Raw genomic sequence first — 15,284 nt, 5'->3', positions numbered from 1 at the left:
TGAACCATGACCCTCGCGCCTTATGCCTGTGACCCCGCGCTGTCGCGCGGGCGCCGCTACACCGAACCGGTCGCGCCCACGCGCTCCGACTTCCAGCGCGACCGCGACCGCATCGTGCACTCCACGGCCTTCCGGCGCCTGGTCTACAAGACCCAGGTGTTCCTCAACCACGAGGGCGACCTGTTCCGCACCCGACTGACCCATTCGCTTGAGGTCGCGCAACTGGGGCGTTCCATCGCCCGCACCTTGCAGCTCAATGAGGACCTGGTGGAGGCCATCGCGCTGGCGCACGACCTGGGCCACACGCCCTTCGGCCACGCCGGCCAGGATGCCCTGAACGCCTGCCTCAAAGCCGGCCATCCCGAGAGCGCCGGCTTCGAGCACAACCTGCAAAGCCTGCGCGTCGTGGATGCGCTGGAAGAGCGCTACCCGGCCTACAACGGCCTGAACCTCAGCTTCGAGACGCGCGAGGGCATCCTCAAACATTGCTCCAGGCGCAATGCGCTGCGCATCGAGGCGCGAGAGCCGGGCGGCGTGGCCCGCCGATTTGTGGAGCAGCCCGCCGAAGGCCCGCACTGGCAGCAGCCCAGCCTGGAAGCGCAGCTCGCCAACCTGGCCGACGAAATCGCCTACAACGCGCACGACATCGACGACGGCGTGCGCTCCGGCCTGCTGACGCTGGAGCAATTCGAAGATGTGGAACTCTTCAGCCAATATTGCCGCGAGACGCGGCTGGCTCATCCCGGCCTGCAGGGCCGCCGCTTGCTGTTTGAAACCATACGCCGCATGCTGAGCGCGCAGGTCTACAACGTGATGGACGCGACCTGGGCGGCGATTCACAAGGCGGCGCCCGCGAGCGCTGACGAGGTGCGCCAGCACCCCGCGTTGGTCTGCTTCACGCCGGAGATGGCGCGGCAGTCGGCCTTGCTCAAGCGCTTCCTGCTGCAAAACCTTTATCGCCACCCCAAGGTGGTGGAGACCACACAGGCCGCCAAGCAGGTGGTGCGCGACCTGTTCGAGGCCTACATGGCCGACCCCGCGCAGATGCCGCAGGCCCACATCGACCGCTTTGACGGCATCGACGTCCCGCACGCCGCGGGCGCCAAGCCCGAGCGGGTGGTGGCCGACTACATCGCCGGCATGACGGACCGCTTTGCCGCCAAAGAACATGAACGCCTCAAGGGGCGGGCCGCTTTCGCGGCCTGAACCTTCCCTTCACGCCTTGCCCCCGCGTGACTGAAACCAAGCCGGATACCGTCGCCAGCACGCGAGCCGCCTGGTGCGTGATCGCGGCCGGCGTGGTGGCCGCGCTGCATGTCGGCAAACTGCCGCCCGCTTTGCCCGTGCTGGGCCAGGTGTTGGGCGTCTCGCTGCTGCAGGCCGGTTTTTTGTTGTCGCTGGTGCAACTGGCCGGTATGGCACTTGGGCTGGTGACGGGGCTGGCCGTGCAGCGCGCGGGGCTCAAGCGCAGCATGGTGGCGGGCCTCTGGGTGCTGGCCTCGGCCAGCGCCCTGGGGGCCATGGTGCCTGGTGTTGATAGCCTGCTGGCGACACGCGTCCTGGAAGGCCTGGGATTTTTGTGGGTGGTGCTGCCGGCGCCGGCCCTGGTGCGCCGGCTGGTACCAAAGGAAAAACTGAACGGCATGCTCGGCATGTGGGGCGCTTACATGCCGTTGGGCGCTTCGCTGGCCTTGCTGGGCGGGCCCCACCTTATCGCTTTGGGCAACCCGCAATGGGGCTGGCGCATCCTGTGGTGGCTGCTGGCCGCACTGGCTGCGGTGCTGGCCCTGGTGCTCGCATGGCGGGTGCCGGTGGAGCCGCCCGAGGCGGTCCCGGCGGCCGGCCGGCCCCACGGCGGCCAACTCATCGCGGCAACCCTGCGTTCGCGCGCTGCCTGGCTGATGGCCATGGCCTTTGCGGCGTATTCGGGACAGTGGCTCGCGGTGGTCGGTTTCCTGCCGTCCATCTATGCGCAGGCCGGTGTGGCCGCCAACTGGGCGGGGCCGCTGACGGCGCTGGCCGCCGCCGTCAACATCATCGGCAACGTCGCCGCCGGGCGCTTGCTGGGCCGCGGCCTGCCGCCGCTGGCTTTGCTGGGCGCGGGCTTCCTGGCGATGGGGGGCGGCGCCTTGCTGGCTTTTTCGGGCGTGTCGCCCGCGCTGCAATACGCGGCCATCCTCGGTTTCTCCATGGTCGGCGGCTTGATTCCCGCGACCCTGTTCAGCCTGGCCGTCCGCCTGGCCCCCACTGCCGACACGGTATCCACCACGGTGGGCTGGATGCAGCAATGGTCGGCGCTGGGCCAGTTCGCGGGCCCTCCCTTGGTGGCCTGGGTGGCTGCGGTAGCAGGGGGCTGGCAATGGACGGGCTGGGTCACCGCAGCCAGTTCGGCGCTTGGCCTGCTGCTGGCGTTGCAACTGCACCGCTTGCCGGCTTTGCGCACGCCGGCGCAATAGGGGAAACCGTCATCAATATCTAGATGACAGCGCATAGGCTTATGACGTGTCGGCATTTCCCCGCTGTCTTTTCGCCTTCGCACGGATTACGCTTGAGGTCTGCGCACAATTCGTGACATTTCTTTGGAACAGTAAGCGCATGCTGTATGCAGGCATCAAACCTGCTTTGGCTATTCCCGTATCTCAAAAGGTGTTGTCATGGGTTTCAATCGGCGTCAGTTAATTCTCGGTGGTATGTCGGCAGGCGCTGTGGTGGCAAGTCCCGCGCTGTGGGCGCAAAGCAAGGCCGCGCGAAAAATCGTCATCGGGCAATCCGTGCCGCTCACCGGCGCCGCCGACCAGATCGGCCTGGCCTACCTGAACGGCGCCAAGATTTACTTCGACGCGATCAACGCCAAGAACGGCGCGGGCGGCTACAAGATTGAAGTCAAGGCCCTGGACGACGGCTATACCCCCGCCAAAGCCGCCGCCAATGCCAAGCAATTGATCGACGAAGGTGTGGACGCACTCTTCGGCTTCACGGGCACCGCCAGCAGCGACGCGGCCTTCGCCGCAGCCAAAGCCTCAGGCACGCTGTTCTTCGCGCCCTTTGCCGCGTCCGACGCGCTGCACGATCCCGCGCTCACCAATGTCTTCCATGTGCGTCCCGCGCTGGCCGACGAGGCTTACAAGATCGCGCGCCATTGCGCCACGCTGAACCAGGACCGCATCGCGGTGTTTGCCGAAGACGATGCCATGGGGCGCGGCGGCCTGGCCGCAGTCAACCAGGCGCTCATAGATCTGAAGCGGCCGGCCATCGTCGGTAGCGCCCTGTCGCCGGTCAACAGCGACAAGGTCGACGCGGCCGTGGCAACGCTGATGAAGGCGCAGCCCCAGGCCGTCATCCAGGTCAGCCTGTTCAATTCATCGGCGGCCTTTATCCGCAAGATGCGCCAGGCCGGCTACGGCGGGCAGTTCCTGAATTTTTCCGTCGTCGGCATCGATCCGCTGTTCAGCGCCCTCGGCAAGGAAATCGGTGGTGTGGTGATTTCGCAGGTCGTGCCTTCGCCGCGCAGCACCGGCACGCCCATCATCAAGGAATACCTTGATGTGCTGAACCAGACCGACCAGACCCCCAGCTATGAAAGCGTGGAAGGCTACATCGCCGCCCGCACCTTCGCCGAAGGCGTGCGCCGCAGCGCGGCAGGCAGCGGCAAGCCGGACCGGGCCGGCCTCCAAAAGGCCTTTGAGGCTATGACTGACTACGATGTCGGCGGCTTTCGCGTCAACCTGCGCCCGAAGAAATACGAGTCGGTGCGCGCGATCGACCTGGTCACCATCACACCCGACGGCAAGGTCGTCCGCTAAACGCAGCGGCTTTTGCGGACCGCACGCCCCGGCGCCTTGAGGGTGCAAAAATCAGGGTCAGGTTCCAATATCATGGTGCAAACTCCAGGCATTGCATTCCATGGCCCGTCTTCCGCGTCTGACCCTTCCCGGCTACCCCCACCACATCATCCAGCGGGGCAATAACCGCCAGGCCATCTTTTCCTCCGCCGCCGACCGCCAGATGCTGCTGGGGTTGCTCGACGAAAGCGCCCGAAAGTCCGGCGTTGCCCTGCACGCCTATGTACTGATGGACAACCATCTCCACCTGCTGGCCACGCCCAGCACGGCGGAGGGCCTGCCGCAGATGATGCAGGCCGCGGGGCGGCGTTATGTGCGCTACTTCAACGACAGCCAGGGGCGCTCCGGCACTCTGTGGGAAGGGCGTTACCGCGCCACCGTGATCGAGGCCGAGCGCTACCTGCTGGCCTGCATGGCCTATATGGACCTGAATCCGGTCCGCGCGGGCCTGGTGGCCGAAGCCAGAGACTATCCGTGGTCCAGCCACGGCCATTACGCGGGCCTGCGGGTCGACAGCCTGCTGACGCCGCATCCGCTGGTCTGGGCGCTGGGCAACACGCCTTTTGCCCGCGAGGCGGCTTACGCCGAACTGGTGCGCGCCGGCATCACGTTGGAGCAGCAGGACGTGCTGACCCGCGCGGCCCTCAGCGGCTGGGCATTGGGCGGGGCTGATTTTCTGGCGGAGCTGCAAAAGCGCACGGAGCGCCGGGTGACCAAAAACCAGGCAGGGCGCCCGCCTGCGACGCCAAAGGATGTGCCGGCCTCCTGAGCAAACCTCCTCAGGGGGTTCCGCAGCGGAATTTTATATGTCCCCAATTAAATTCCGATTAATTTAATCGATCTTTAATTGGTATCTGACCCCGTTTAAAGTGCTTGGCATTGTTGTTGCACTGCACTATGCTCCCATTCCCTGCGAAAAATTATGAACCTTGCGGATGGAAGCGTTGCCGGCCTTTTTTCGAGGCCACCCCTGCATCGCCGCCATTCTCAACCGACGAGGAATTGCCATGACCACGGCTGCTGAAATCAAGCATTTTGAAGAAAACGGTTTGTACTCCGGAGCCAACGAGCACGATGCCTGCGGCGTCGGTTTCGTGGCGCACATCAAGGGGCACAAAAGCCATGCCATCGTCCAGCAAGGCCTGAAAATCCTCGAAAACCTCGACCACCGGGGCGCAGTGGGTGCTGACAAGCTCATGGGCGACGGCGCCGGCATATTGATCCAACTGCCCGACGCGCTCTACCGCGAAGAAATGGCGACGCAGGGCGTGCAATTGCCGCCGCCCGGCGAATACGGCGTCGGCATGGTCTTCCTGCCGAAAGAGCACGCTTCCCGACTGGCCTGCGAACAGGCGCTGGAGCGCGCGGTCAAGGCCGAAGGCCAGGTGCTGCTGGGCTGGCGCGACGTGCCGGTCAACCGCGACATGCCCATGTCGCCCACCGTGCGCGAAAAAGAACCCATCCTGCGGCAGATCTTCATCGGCCGCGGCAATGACGTGATCGTCCAGGACGCACTGGAGCGCAAGCTCTACGTCATCCGCAAGACCGCCAGCGCCGCCATCCAGAACCTGCGCCTGACACACAGCAAAGAGTATTACGTTCCCAGCATGTCCAGCCGCACGGTGGTCTACAAAGGCCTGCTGCTGGCCGACCAAGTGGGCACCTACTATCGCGACCTGACCGACACGCGCTGCGTTTCCGCGCTCGGCCTGGTGCACCAGCGCTTTTCCACCAACACCTTCCCCGAGTGGCCGCTGGCCCACCCTTACCGTTACGTCGCGCACAACGGCGAGATCAACACCGTCAAGGGCAACTACAACTGGATGAAGGCGCGCGAAGGCGTGATGTCTTCACCGGTGCTGGGCGCCGACCTGCAAAAGCTCTACCCGATCAGCTTTGCCAGCCAGTCCGACACCGCCACCTTCGACAACTGCCTGGAATTGCTGACCATGGCCGGCTACCCCATCAGCCAGGCCGTGATGATGATGATTCCCGAGCCCTGGGAACAGCACACCACCATGGACGAGCGCCGCAAGGCCTTCTACGAATACCACGCCGCCATGCTCGAGCCCTGGGACGGCCCGGCCTCCATCGTCTTCACCGACGGTCGCCAGATCGGCGCCACGCTGGACCGCAACGGCCTGCGCCCCTCGCGCTACTGCGTGACCGACGACGACCTGGTCATCATGGCCTCGGAATCGGGCGTGCTGCCGATTCCCGAACACAAGATCGTGCGCAAATGGCGTTTGCAACCCGGCAAGATGTTCCTGATCGACCTGGAACAGGGCCGCATGATCGACGACGAGGAAATCAAGGCCACGCTGGCGCACAGCAAGCCCTACAAGCAGTGGATCGAAAACCTGCGTATCAAGCTGGACGACGTGGCCGGCAAGGCCGCAAAGGCCGCTCCGGTGACCGTGCCCGCCGTTTCCGACATTCCTCTGCTCGACCGCCAGCAGGCCTTCGGCTACACGCAGGAAGACATCAAGTTCCTGATGTCCCCCATGGCCGCCAATGGCGAGGAAGCCACCGGCTCCATGGGCAACGACAGCCCGTTGGCCGTGCTCTCGAACAAGAACAAGCCGCTGTACAACTACTTCAAGCAGCTGTTCGCGCAGGTGACCAACCCGCCCATCGACCCGATCCGCGAAGCCATCGTGATGTCGCTGGTGTCCTTCATCGGCCCCAAGCCCAACCTGCTGGACATCAACCAGGTCAACCCGCCGATGCGGCTCGAAGTGAGCCAGCCGGTGCTCAACGTCGCCGACATGCAGAAGTTGCGCGACATCGAGGCGCATACCCAAGGCAAGTTCAAGAGCTACACCCTGGACATCACCTACCCGCTGGCCTGGGGCCACGAAGGCGTCGAGGCCAAGCTGGCTTCACTGTGCGCCGAGGCGGTCGACGCGATCAAGGACGGCAAGAACATCCTGATCGTCAGCGACCGCGGCATCAGCGCCACGCAGGTCGCCATCCCGGCGCTGCTGGCCTTGTCGGCCATCCACCAGCACCTGGTCAAGGAAGGCCTGCGCACCACGGCCGGACTGGTGGTCGAAACCGGTTCGGCCCGCGAAGTGCACCACTTCGCGGTGTTGGCCGGTTACGGCGCCGAAGCCGTGCACCCTTACCTCGCCATGGAAACCCTGGGCGAGCTGTCCAAGGGCCTGCCGGGTGATCTCAGCACCGAGAAAGCCGTCTACAACTACACCAAGGCCATCGGCAAGGGCCTGTCCAAGATCATGTCCAAGATGGGCGTGTCTACTTATATGAGCTACTGCGGCGCGCAACTGTTTGAGGCCATCGGCCTGAACCGCGACGCCGTGGCCAAGTTCTTCACCGGCACCGCCAGCCAGGTCGAAGGCATGGGCGTGTTCGAGATCGCCGAGGAAGCGCTGCGCATGCACCGCGCGGCCTTCAGCGACGACCCGGTGCTGGCCAACATGCTGGACGCCGGCGGCGAATACGCCTGGCGCGTGCGCGGCGAAGACCACATGTGGACGCCCGACGCGATCGCCAAGCTGCAGCATTCCACGCGCTCCAACAACTGGAACACCTACAAGGAATACGCCCAGCTGATCAACGACCAGAATCGCCGCCACATGACCTTGCGCGGCCTGTTCGAGTTCAAGATCGACCCCTCCAAGGCCATCCCGATCGATGAGGTCGAGCCGGCGAAGGACATCGTCAAGCGCTTCGCCACCGGTGCCATGTCGCTGGGCTCCATCAGCACCGAGGCCCATGCCACGCTGGCCGTGGCCATGAACCGCATCGGCGGCAAGAGCAACACGGGCGAGGGCGGAGAAGACCCGAACCGTTACCGCCAGGAGCTCAAGGGCATCCCGATCAAGAAGGGTGAAACGCTCAAAAGCGTGATCGGCCCGAAACAGGTCGAGGTCGACCTGCCGCTGCAGGACGGCGACTCGCTGCGCTCGCGCATCAAGCAGGTCGCGTCGGGACGCTTCGGCGTCACGGCCGAATACCTGGTGTCGGCCGACCAGATCCAGATCAAGATGGCCCAGGGCGCCAAGCCCGGTGAGGGCGGCCAGTTGCCCGGCGGCAAGGTCAGCGAATATATCGGCGCCTTGCGCTACTCGGTTCCCGGCGTGGGCCTGATTTCGCCGCCGCCGCACCACGACATTTATTCGATCGAGGACCTGGCCCAGCTGATCCACGACCTGAAGAACGTCAACCCGCGCGCCAGCATCAGCGTCAAGCTGGTCAGCGAAGTCGGTGTCGGCACCATCGCGGCGGGTGTGGCCAAGGCCAAGTCCGACCACGTGGTGATCGCCGGCCATGACGGCGGCACGGGCGCCTCGCCCTGGTCGTCCATCAAGCATGCCGGCTCGCCCTGGGAAATCGGCCTGGCCGAAACCCAGCAGACCCTGGTGCTCAACCGCCTGCGCGGACGTATCCGCGTGCAGGCCGACGGACAGATGAAAACCGGCCGCGACGTCATCATTGGCGCGCTGCTGGGCGCCGACGAATTCGGCTTCGCCACCGCGCCGCTGGTGGTCGAAGGCTGCATCATGATGCGCAAGTGCCACCTCAACACCTGCCCCGTCGGCGTGGCGACGCAGGACCCGGTGCTGCGCCAGAAGTTCAGCGGCAAGCCCGAGCACGTCGTCAACTACTTCTTCTTCGTCGCCGAAGAGGCGCGCCAGCTCATGGCACAGCTCGGCGTGCGCAAGTTCGACGACCTGATCGGCCGCGCCGACCTGCTCGATACGCAAAAAGGCATCGAGCACTGGAAGGCCAGCGGCCTGGATTTCAGCCGCCTGTTCTACCAGCCCAACGTGCCGGCCGATGTGCCGCGCCTGCATGTCATGGAGCAGGACCATGCGCTCGGCAAGGCGCTGGATGTGCGCCTGATCGAAAAATCGAAAGCCGCGATTGAAAAGGGCGAAAAAGTCCAGTTCATCGAAGTGGCGCGCAACGTCAACCGCACCGTCGGCGCCATGCTGTCGGGCGAACTGACGCGCCACCATCCGCAGGGCCTGCCCGACGACACCCTGCGCATCCAGCTCGAAGGCACGGGCGGCCAGTCCTTCGGCGCCTTCCTGGCCAAGGGCATCACCATGTACCTGATAGGCGACGCTAACGATTACACCGGCAAGGGCCTGTCCGGCGGCCGCATCGTGGTGCGCCCCAGCATCGACTTCCGCGGCGACGCGGTGAAGAACACCATCGTCGGCAACACCGTGCTTTACGGCGCGACCACCGGCGAGGCCTTCTTCAGCGGCGTGGCCGGCGAGCGTTTTGCCGTGCGGCTCTCGGGCGCCACGGCGGTGGTTGAAGGCACCGGCGACCACGGCTGCGAATACATGACGGGTGGCACCGTCGCGGTGCTGGGCAAAACCGGCCGCAACTTCGCCGCCGGCATGAGCGGCGGCGTGGCCTATGTGTACGACGAGGACGGCCTGTTCGCCACGCGCTGCAACACCTCCATGGTCTCCATGGACCGCATCGTCACCACGGCCGAGCAGCACACCCATGACAAGGCCGACTGGCACGCGGGCGAAAGCGATGAGGAGCTGCTCAAGCGCCTGCTGCAGGACCACAACCGCTGGACCGGCAGCAAGCGCGCGCGCGAACTGCTGGACAACTGGAGCGAGTCGCGCCTGAAGTTCGTCAAGGTCTTCCCGAACGAGTACAAGCGGGCCCTGATCGAGCGCAAGGAGCGCCGCCTGGAAGCCGCGACGGAGACCACCCGGGCCCAGGTCGCCACCAACCAGGAGGCGGTGGCCGCCAAGTAGGCCGCCGGCCTCCACGCTTGCATTGAACCGAAACTGCCCGCGCCCATGATGCATGGGCCGGCAGCCGGAAAAGCTTAAAGAAGAATTGCACAGGACCTCATCATGGGAAAAATCACCGGCTTCATGGAATACGAGCGCGTCGAGGAGGGCTACAAGCCCGTGCCGGAGCGCCTGAAGAACTACCGCGAATTCGTCATCGGGCTGGACGACGCGCAGGCCAACAAGCAGGCCGCGCGCTGCATGGACTGCGGCACGCCTTTTTGCAACAACGGCTGCCCGGTCAACAACATCATTCCCGACTTCAATGACATGGTGTTCCGCGCCGACTGGAAAAATGCCATCGACACGCTGCACAGCACCAACAACTTCCCTGAATTCACCGGCCGCATCTGCCCGGCGCCCTGCGAGGCCGCCTGCACGCTGAACGTGAACGACGACGCCGTCGGCATCAAGTCCATCGAGCATGCCATCATCGACCGCGCCTGGTCCGAAGGCTGGGTCAAGCCGGTGATGCCCAAACACAAGACCGGCAAGAAAGTCGCCGTCGTCGGCTCCGGCCCCGCCGGCATGGCCGCGGCCCAGCAGCTGGCGCGCGCCGGCCACGAGGTGACCCTGTTCGAAAAGAACGACCGCATCGGCGGCCTGCTGCGCTACGGCATCCCCGACTTCAAGATGGAAAAAGTCCACATCGACCGCCGCGTTGAGCAGATGAAGGCCGAAGGCGTGAACTTCCGCACCGGTGTGATGGTTGGCAGCCCCAAAGACCCGTTGGGCAAGGACTCCAAAGTCACCAACTGGGCCAAGGAAAGCATCAGCCCCGAGCAGCTGCAAAAGGACTTTGACGCCGTGATCCTGACCGGCGGCGCCGAGCAATCGCGCGACCTTCCCGTGCCTGGCCGCGACCTGGACGGCGTGCACTTCGCCATGGAGTTCCTGCCCCAGCAGAACAAGGTCAACGCCGGCGACAAGGTCAAGGGCCAGCTGTCTGCCTCCGGCAAGCACGTCATCGTGATCGGCGGCGGCGACACCGGCTCCGACTGCGTGGGCACCAGCAACCGCCACGGCGCCGTCAGCGTCACCCAGTTTGAGTTGATGCCCCAGCCGCCCGAAGAAGAAAACCGCCCCATGACCTGGCCTTACTGGCCGATCAAACTGCGCACCTCCTCGTCGCACGAAGAGGGCTGCGAGCGCGAATTCGCGATCTCCACCAAGGAACTGATGGGCGAAAAGGGCAAAGTTACCGGCCTGAAGACCGTTCGCGTCGAGTGGAAAGACGGCAAGATGGTCGAAGTGCCCGGCTCCGAGCAGACCCTGAAAGCCGACCTGGTGCTGCTGGCCATGGGCTTTGTCTCGCCGGTGGCTTCCGTGCTGGAGGCCTTCGGCATTGAAAAAGACAACCGCGGCAACGCCAAGGCGAGCACCGACTTCACCGGCGGTTATGCCACCAATGTGCCCAAGGTGTTCGCCGCCGGCGATATCCGCCGTGGCCAGAGCCTGGTGGTGTGGGCGATTCGCGAAGGCCGCCAGGCTGCGCGCGCTGTTGATGAGTTCCTGATGGGTTATAGCGACTTGCCTCGCTAAACGCCCTGTTGAACGCAATATCCGGCGGTTAAGGGAATCCAGGCGTTTGCCTGGATGCGCGATGGCCTGCACCGCAAGGTGAGCAGGGCGGAGACCCCACGGTATTACCGGCGGGTATTACTTCCCGGGATGGGTCGGGCCAAACCCCGTATCATTAGGGCATTCCCTTAGCATCCGCCGGCGCCTTCGTCGGCTTTCCTTTTGCCCCATGGCCGACATCTCCGCTTCATCACTGGTTGAATTCAAGGATGTGACCTTCTCCTACCCGGGTTCGGCTGGCGATCGTGTCATCCTCGATAAAGTCACCCTGTCCGTGCCGCGGGGCAAGGTCACCGCGCTGATGGGGGCATCGGGCGGCGGCAAGACCACCGTGCTGCGGCTCATAGGCGGCCAGCAAAAGGCCACCGGCGGCGCCGTGCTGTTTGACGGCAAGGACGTCGGCCAGCTGGTACAGGAAGAACTCTACCTCGCCCGCCGGCGCATGGGCATGCTGTTCCAGTTCGGCGCGCTGTTCACCGATTTGAGCGTGTTCGACAACGTGGCCTTCCCGCTGCGCGAGCACACCGCGCTGGGCGAGCGCCTGATCCGCGACATCGTGCTGATGAAGCTCAACGCCGTGGGCCTGCGCGGCGCGCGCGACCTGATGCCCAGCGAAATCTCCGGCGGCATGGCCAGGCGCGTGGCGCTGGCGCGCGCCATCGTGCTGGACCCCGAACTCATCATGTATGACGAGCCTTTCTCGGGGCTGGACCCGATCTCGCTGGGCACCGCCGCACAGCTCATACGCCAACTCAACGACACCCTGGGCATCACCAGCATCATCGTCTCGCACGACCTGGAAGAAACCTTCCGTATCGCCGACAAGGTCATCATCCTGGCCAACGGCGGCATCGCGGCGCAGGGAACGCCCGACGAGGTCAGGCATTCCACGGACCCGCTGGTGCACCAGTTCGTCAATGCCGAGAGCGAGGGCCCCGTGAAATTCCATTACCCGGGGCCGGGCGTGGAGGCCGACTTCGGCAACGCGGAAGCAGTCAAAAAGGAGCGCGCATGAGCCGCTACAGTCCCGTCGGCCTGGTGTCCGGCCTCGGTTTTGCGGTGCGCAGGCAACTGGTCGACCTGGGTTATGCCGCTCGGCTGATGTCGCGGCTGGTGGCCCTGACCGGGCCGGCGCTGGCCCGCTTTGGTCTGGTGCGCGACCAGATCTTCTTTTTGGGCAACTATTCACTGGCCATCATCGCGGTGTCCGGCCTGTTTGTCGGTTTTGTACTGGGCCTGCAGGGCTACTACACGCTGCAGCGCTACGGTTCGGCCGAGGCGCTGGGCCTGCTGGTGGCGCTCAGCCTGGTGCGCGAACTCGGGCCGGTGGTCACCGCGCTACTGTTCGCCGGCCGCGCCGGCACGGCCCTGACCGCTGAAATCGGCCTGATGAAGGCCGGCGAGCAACTGTCGGCCATGGAAATGATGGCGGTCGACCCGATACGCCGCATCCTGGCGCCGCGCTTCTGGGGCGGCGTCATCGCCATGCCGTTGCTGGCGGCAGTGTTCAGCGCCGTGGGCATCATTGGCGGCTGGCTGGTCGGCGTGGTCATGATCGGTATAGACGCCGGCTCCTTCTGGAGCCAGATGCAGTCCGGCGTGGACGTCTGGCGCGACGTGGGCAACGGCATCATCAAGAGTTTTGTGTTCGGCGTGACCGTCACCTTTGTCGCCCTGCACCAGGGATTTGGGGCCCAGCCCACGCCAGAAGGCGTTTCGCGCGCCACCACGCGCACTGTGGTGGTGGCTTCGCTGGCCGTGCTGGGGCTGGATTTCCTGCTCACCGCGTCGATGTTCAGCCTCTGATCCGGCCTTTCAACCACCCTAAAACATTTTTAATCCGCCCATGAGAAAATCCACCGTTCCAGTGTTCGCCTTGAATGGTCGGTGCAGGGCTGCCCTTCGGGGCCACTGAAAGAAGAACCATGCAACGCTCCAAAAATGATCTCTGGGTTGGCCTGTTTGTCCTGATTGGGGGCGCCGCCATCCTGTTCCTGGCGCTCAAATCCGCCAACCTTCTCTCACTGAATTTCGACACTTCTTACAAGATCACGGCGAAATTCGACAATATTGGCGGCCTGAAGCCGCGCGCCGCGGTTAAAAGTGCGGGCGTGGTGGTCGGACGGGTTGAAAATATCACTTTCGACGACAAGTCCTACCAGGCGAGTGTCAGCCTGGCGATGGAGAGCCGTTATGTGTTTCCCAAGGACAGCTCACTCAAGATTTTGACCAGCGGCCTGCTCGGCGAGCAGTACATCGGCGTGGAGGCCGGCGGGGACGAGAAAAATTTCGCGGCGGGAGACGTGATCAAAAACACGCAATCTGCCGTAGTACTTGAGAATCTGATCAGCCAGTTTTTATACAGTAAAGCGGCGGATAGCAGTTCCGGATCAGGGTCTGCGCCGCCACCAGCGACGACAGAAAAAAAATGACATTCAACAACACAATGAAAAAATCAACAGGGTGGGCCGGCGCTGTTCTCGCAGTAGCGCTGCTTCAGGGATGCGCAACCGGCCCCGGCGCCAATCCGTCCGATCCGCTGGAGCCCTTCAACCGGGCCATGTTCGGCTTCAACGAAGGCCTGGACCGCACCGTCCTCAAGCCCGTGGCCACCGCCTACCGCGACGTCACGCCCCAGCCCGTGCGCACTGGTGTCACCAGCTTCTTCGGCAACATTTCCGATGTCTGGTCCATGGTCAACAACCTGCTGCAGGGCAAGGGCGAAGCGGCCGCCGACAGCCTGTTCCGCGTCACCACCAACACCCTCTGGGGCCTGGGCGGCATATTTGACGTGGCCAGTGAAATGAAGATTCCGAAACACTCGGAAGATTTCGGCCAGACCCTGGGCGTCTGGGGCGTGGGATCGGGTCCTTACCTGGTACTGCCCGTGCTGGGCTCCTCCTCGGTTCGCGATACCGCCGGCCTGCTGGTGGACTCCCAGATGGACGCGGTCACCCAGGCCAGCAATGTCCGTGTCCGCAATACCCTGACGACGCTGCGCGTGGTCAACGTCCGCGCCAACCTGCTGGGCGCCAGTGACGTGCTGGACCAGGCAGCGCTGGACAAATACAGTTTTACCCGCGATATCTACCAGCAGCGCCGCAACAGCCTGATCGGCAATGGGACGGTGGAAAAGGAAGAACGCTTTGACCTGCCTGAAGGCGCGCAGGCCACGCCCGCGCCTGCGCCGGCGCCGGCAGCCAAGTAAGCAGGTGAAACAAGCTTGAACAGGGCCAAAACCAGGCCTTGAGAAGGCCTGGTAGCGCCAATATTTACAAGACTGCCGAATAACTTCATCCCCAGTCCGAACACAATCCCGCAAAATACCTTCGAAACACCGGCTTTCAGCGTGTCATGCATCAACCCGATGCCATGAAGCTGATACCGGGTTTCGACACCGAAGGAACACCATGAAACGCAGAACTCTTGGCCATTTGTTAACCGCCACCCTTAGCCTGGCCCTGCTGGGCGCCGCGCCCTTTGTCCGCGCCCAACAGGTCGAGGCCCCTGACGCCTTGATCAAACGGGTGTCGGCTGAAGTGCTGGACAACATCAAGACCGATAAAGCCGTGAAAGCCGGCGACCTGACCAAAGTGCTGTCCCTGGTTGACAGCAAGATCATGCCCAACGTGAACTTCACGCGCATGACGGCGGCGGCTGTGGGCCGCAACTGGCGCCAGGCCACGCCCGAGCAGCAAAAGAAGCTGCAGGACGAGTTCAAGATCCTGTTGATCCGCACCTATTCCGGCGCCTTGGCACAGGTCAGCGACCAGAGCGTCAGCGTCAAGCCGCTGCGCGCGGAGGCTGCCGACACCGAAGTGGTGGTGCGCACCGAAGTGCTGGGCCGTGGTGACCCCGTCCAGCTCGACTACCGCATGGAAAAAACCCCCACGGGCTGGAAGATCTATGACCTGAACGTGCTCGGCGTGTGGCTGGTGGAAACCTACCGCACCCAGTTCGCCCAGGAAATCAGCACCAAGGGCGTGGACGGCCTGATCGCCTCGCTGGTGCAGCGCAACCAGTCCAACAGCGGCGCAAGCGCCAAGAAGTCCTGAGCGGACGCGCTGCC

At 64.2% G+C, this 15,284-nt stretch carries 11 protein-coding genes; all 11 read left to right on the top strand.

The features are described from left to right. The first annotated feature begins 6 nt into the window (after nt 1–6). The 11 genes from AC1D1F_RS05625 to AC1D1F_RS05575 all read left to right on the top strand — a co-directional run bounded on the left by AC1D1F_RS05625 (nt 7) and on the right by AC1D1F_RS05575 (nt 15,270). Nucleotides 7–1,206, top strand: a complete 1,200-nt coding sequence (locus AC1D1F_RS05625) for a deoxyguanosinetriphosphate triphosphohydrolase (RefSeq protein WP_477697381.1) — start codon at nt 7–9, stop codon at nt 1,204–1,206. Between the two features lie 26 nt (nt 1,207–1,232). Then, nucleotides 1,233–2,456, top strand: a complete 1,224-nt coding sequence (locus tag AC1D1F_RS05620; protein WP_477676326.1) for an MFS transporter — start codon at nt 1,233–1,235, stop codon at nt 2,454–2,456. Between the two features lie 198 nt (nt 2,457–2,654). Beyond that, nucleotides 2,655–3,803 (top strand): ABC transporter substrate-binding protein, encoded by a 1,149-nt coding sequence (locus tag AC1D1F_RS05615; protein WP_477697379.1) that lies wholly within the window; start codon nt 2,655–2,657, stop codon nt 3,801–3,803. A gap of 100 nt (nt 3,804–3,903) precedes the next feature. Next, nucleotides 3,904–4,611, top strand: a complete 708-nt coding sequence (locus AC1D1F_RS05610) for a transposase (protein WP_477676328.1) — start codon at nt 3,904–3,906, stop codon at nt 4,609–4,611. 238 nt (nt 4,612–4,849) lie between these two features. Then, on the top strand, nt 4,850–9,595 hold the full coding sequence (locus AC1D1F_RS05605; RefSeq protein ID WP_477676329.1) for a glutamate synthase-related protein: 4,746 nt from the start codon (nt 4,850–4,852) through the stop codon (nt 9,593–9,595). Nucleotides 9,596–9,697: 102 nt separating this feature from the next. Beyond that, nucleotides 9,698–11,176 (top strand): glutamate synthase subunit beta, encoded by a 1,479-nt coding sequence (locus AC1D1F_RS05600; protein ID WP_477696939.1) that lies wholly within the window; start codon nt 9,698–9,700, stop codon nt 11,174–11,176. A 208-nt stretch (nt 11,177–11,384) separates the two neighbouring features. Next, nucleotides 11,385–12,230, top strand: coding sequence for an ABC transporter ATP-binding protein (locus AC1D1F_RS05595; protein ID WP_477676331.1), 846 nt, complete (start codon nt 11,385–11,387; stop codon nt 12,228–12,230). Beyond that, nucleotides 12,227–13,021, top strand: coding sequence for a lipid asymmetry maintenance ABC transporter permease subunit MlaE (mlaE, locus tag AC1D1F_RS05590; RefSeq protein ID WP_477676332.1), 795 nt, complete (start codon nt 12,227–12,229; stop codon nt 13,019–13,021). The genes AC1D1F_RS05595 and mlaE overlap by 4 nt, the downstream gene beginning before the upstream one ends. Nucleotides 13,022–13,140: 119 nt before the next feature. Further along, the gene (gene mlaD, locus AC1D1F_RS05585) at nt 13,141–13,647 is read left to right on the top strand and encodes an outer membrane lipid asymmetry maintenance protein MlaD (RefSeq protein WP_436157486.1); all 507 of its coding nucleotides are present in this window, start codon (nt 13,141–13,143) and stop codon (nt 13,645–13,647) included. Next, a complete protein-coding gene (locus tag AC1D1F_RS05580) occupies nt 13,644–14,423 on the top strand; it encodes an MlaA family lipoprotein (protein WP_477676333.1) in 780 nt (259 codons plus the stop codon). Before mlaD ends, AC1D1F_RS05580 begins: the two co-directional genes overlap by 4 nt. A 202-nt stretch (nt 14,424–14,625) precedes the next feature. Next, nucleotides 14,626–15,270: an MlaC/ttg2D family ABC transporter substrate-binding protein gene (locus AC1D1F_RS05575; RefSeq protein ID WP_477676334.1), complete on the top strand. Its 645-nt coding sequence runs from the start codon at nt 14,626–14,628 to the stop codon at nt 15,268–15,270. Nucleotides 15,271–15,284 lie beyond the last annotated feature (14 nt).

The sequence above is a fragment of the Polaromonas sp. P1_H6 genome (genome assembly GCF_056405195.1).
The sequence above is the reverse complement of the archived record's forward strand: the minus strand, read 5'-3'. Positions and strand labels throughout refer to the sequence as shown.

Coding starts and splice junctions, on each gene's coding strand:
- AC1D1F_RS05575 (WP_477676334.1), top strand. CDS start 14,626: ATGAAACGCAGAACTCTTGGCCATTTGTTAACCGCCACCCTTAGCCTG.
- AC1D1F_RS05625 (WP_477697381.1), top strand. CDS start 7: ATGACCCTCGCGCCTTATGCCTGTGACCCCGCGCTGTCGCGCGGGCGC.
- AC1D1F_RS05615 (WP_477697379.1), top strand. CDS start 2,655: ATGGGTTTCAATCGGCGTCAGTTAATTCTCGGTGGTATGTCGGCAGGC.
- AC1D1F_RS05600 (WP_477696939.1), top strand. CDS start 9,698: ATGGGAAAAATCACCGGCTTCATGGAATACGAGCGCGTCGAGGAGGGC.
- AC1D1F_RS05580 (WP_477676333.1), top strand. CDS start 13,644: ATGACATTCAACAACACAATGAAAAAATCAACAGGGTGGGCCGGCGCT.
- AC1D1F_RS05610 (WP_477676328.1), top strand. CDS start 3,904: ATGGCCCGTCTTCCGCGTCTGACCCTTCCCGGCTACCCCCACCACATC.
- AC1D1F_RS05595 (WP_477676331.1), top strand. CDS start 11,385: ATGGCCGACATCTCCGCTTCATCACTGGTTGAATTCAAGGATGTGACC.
- AC1D1F_RS05605 (WP_477676329.1), top strand. CDS start 4,850: ATGACCACGGCTGCTGAAATCAAGCATTTTGAAGAAAACGGTTTGTAC.
- mlaE (WP_477676332.1), top strand. CDS start 12,227: ATGAGCCGCTACAGTCCCGTCGGCCTGGTGTCCGGCCTCGGTTTTGCG.
- mlaD (WP_436157486.1), top strand. CDS start 13,141: ATGCAACGCTCCAAAAATGATCTCTGGGTTGGCCTGTTTGTCCTGATT.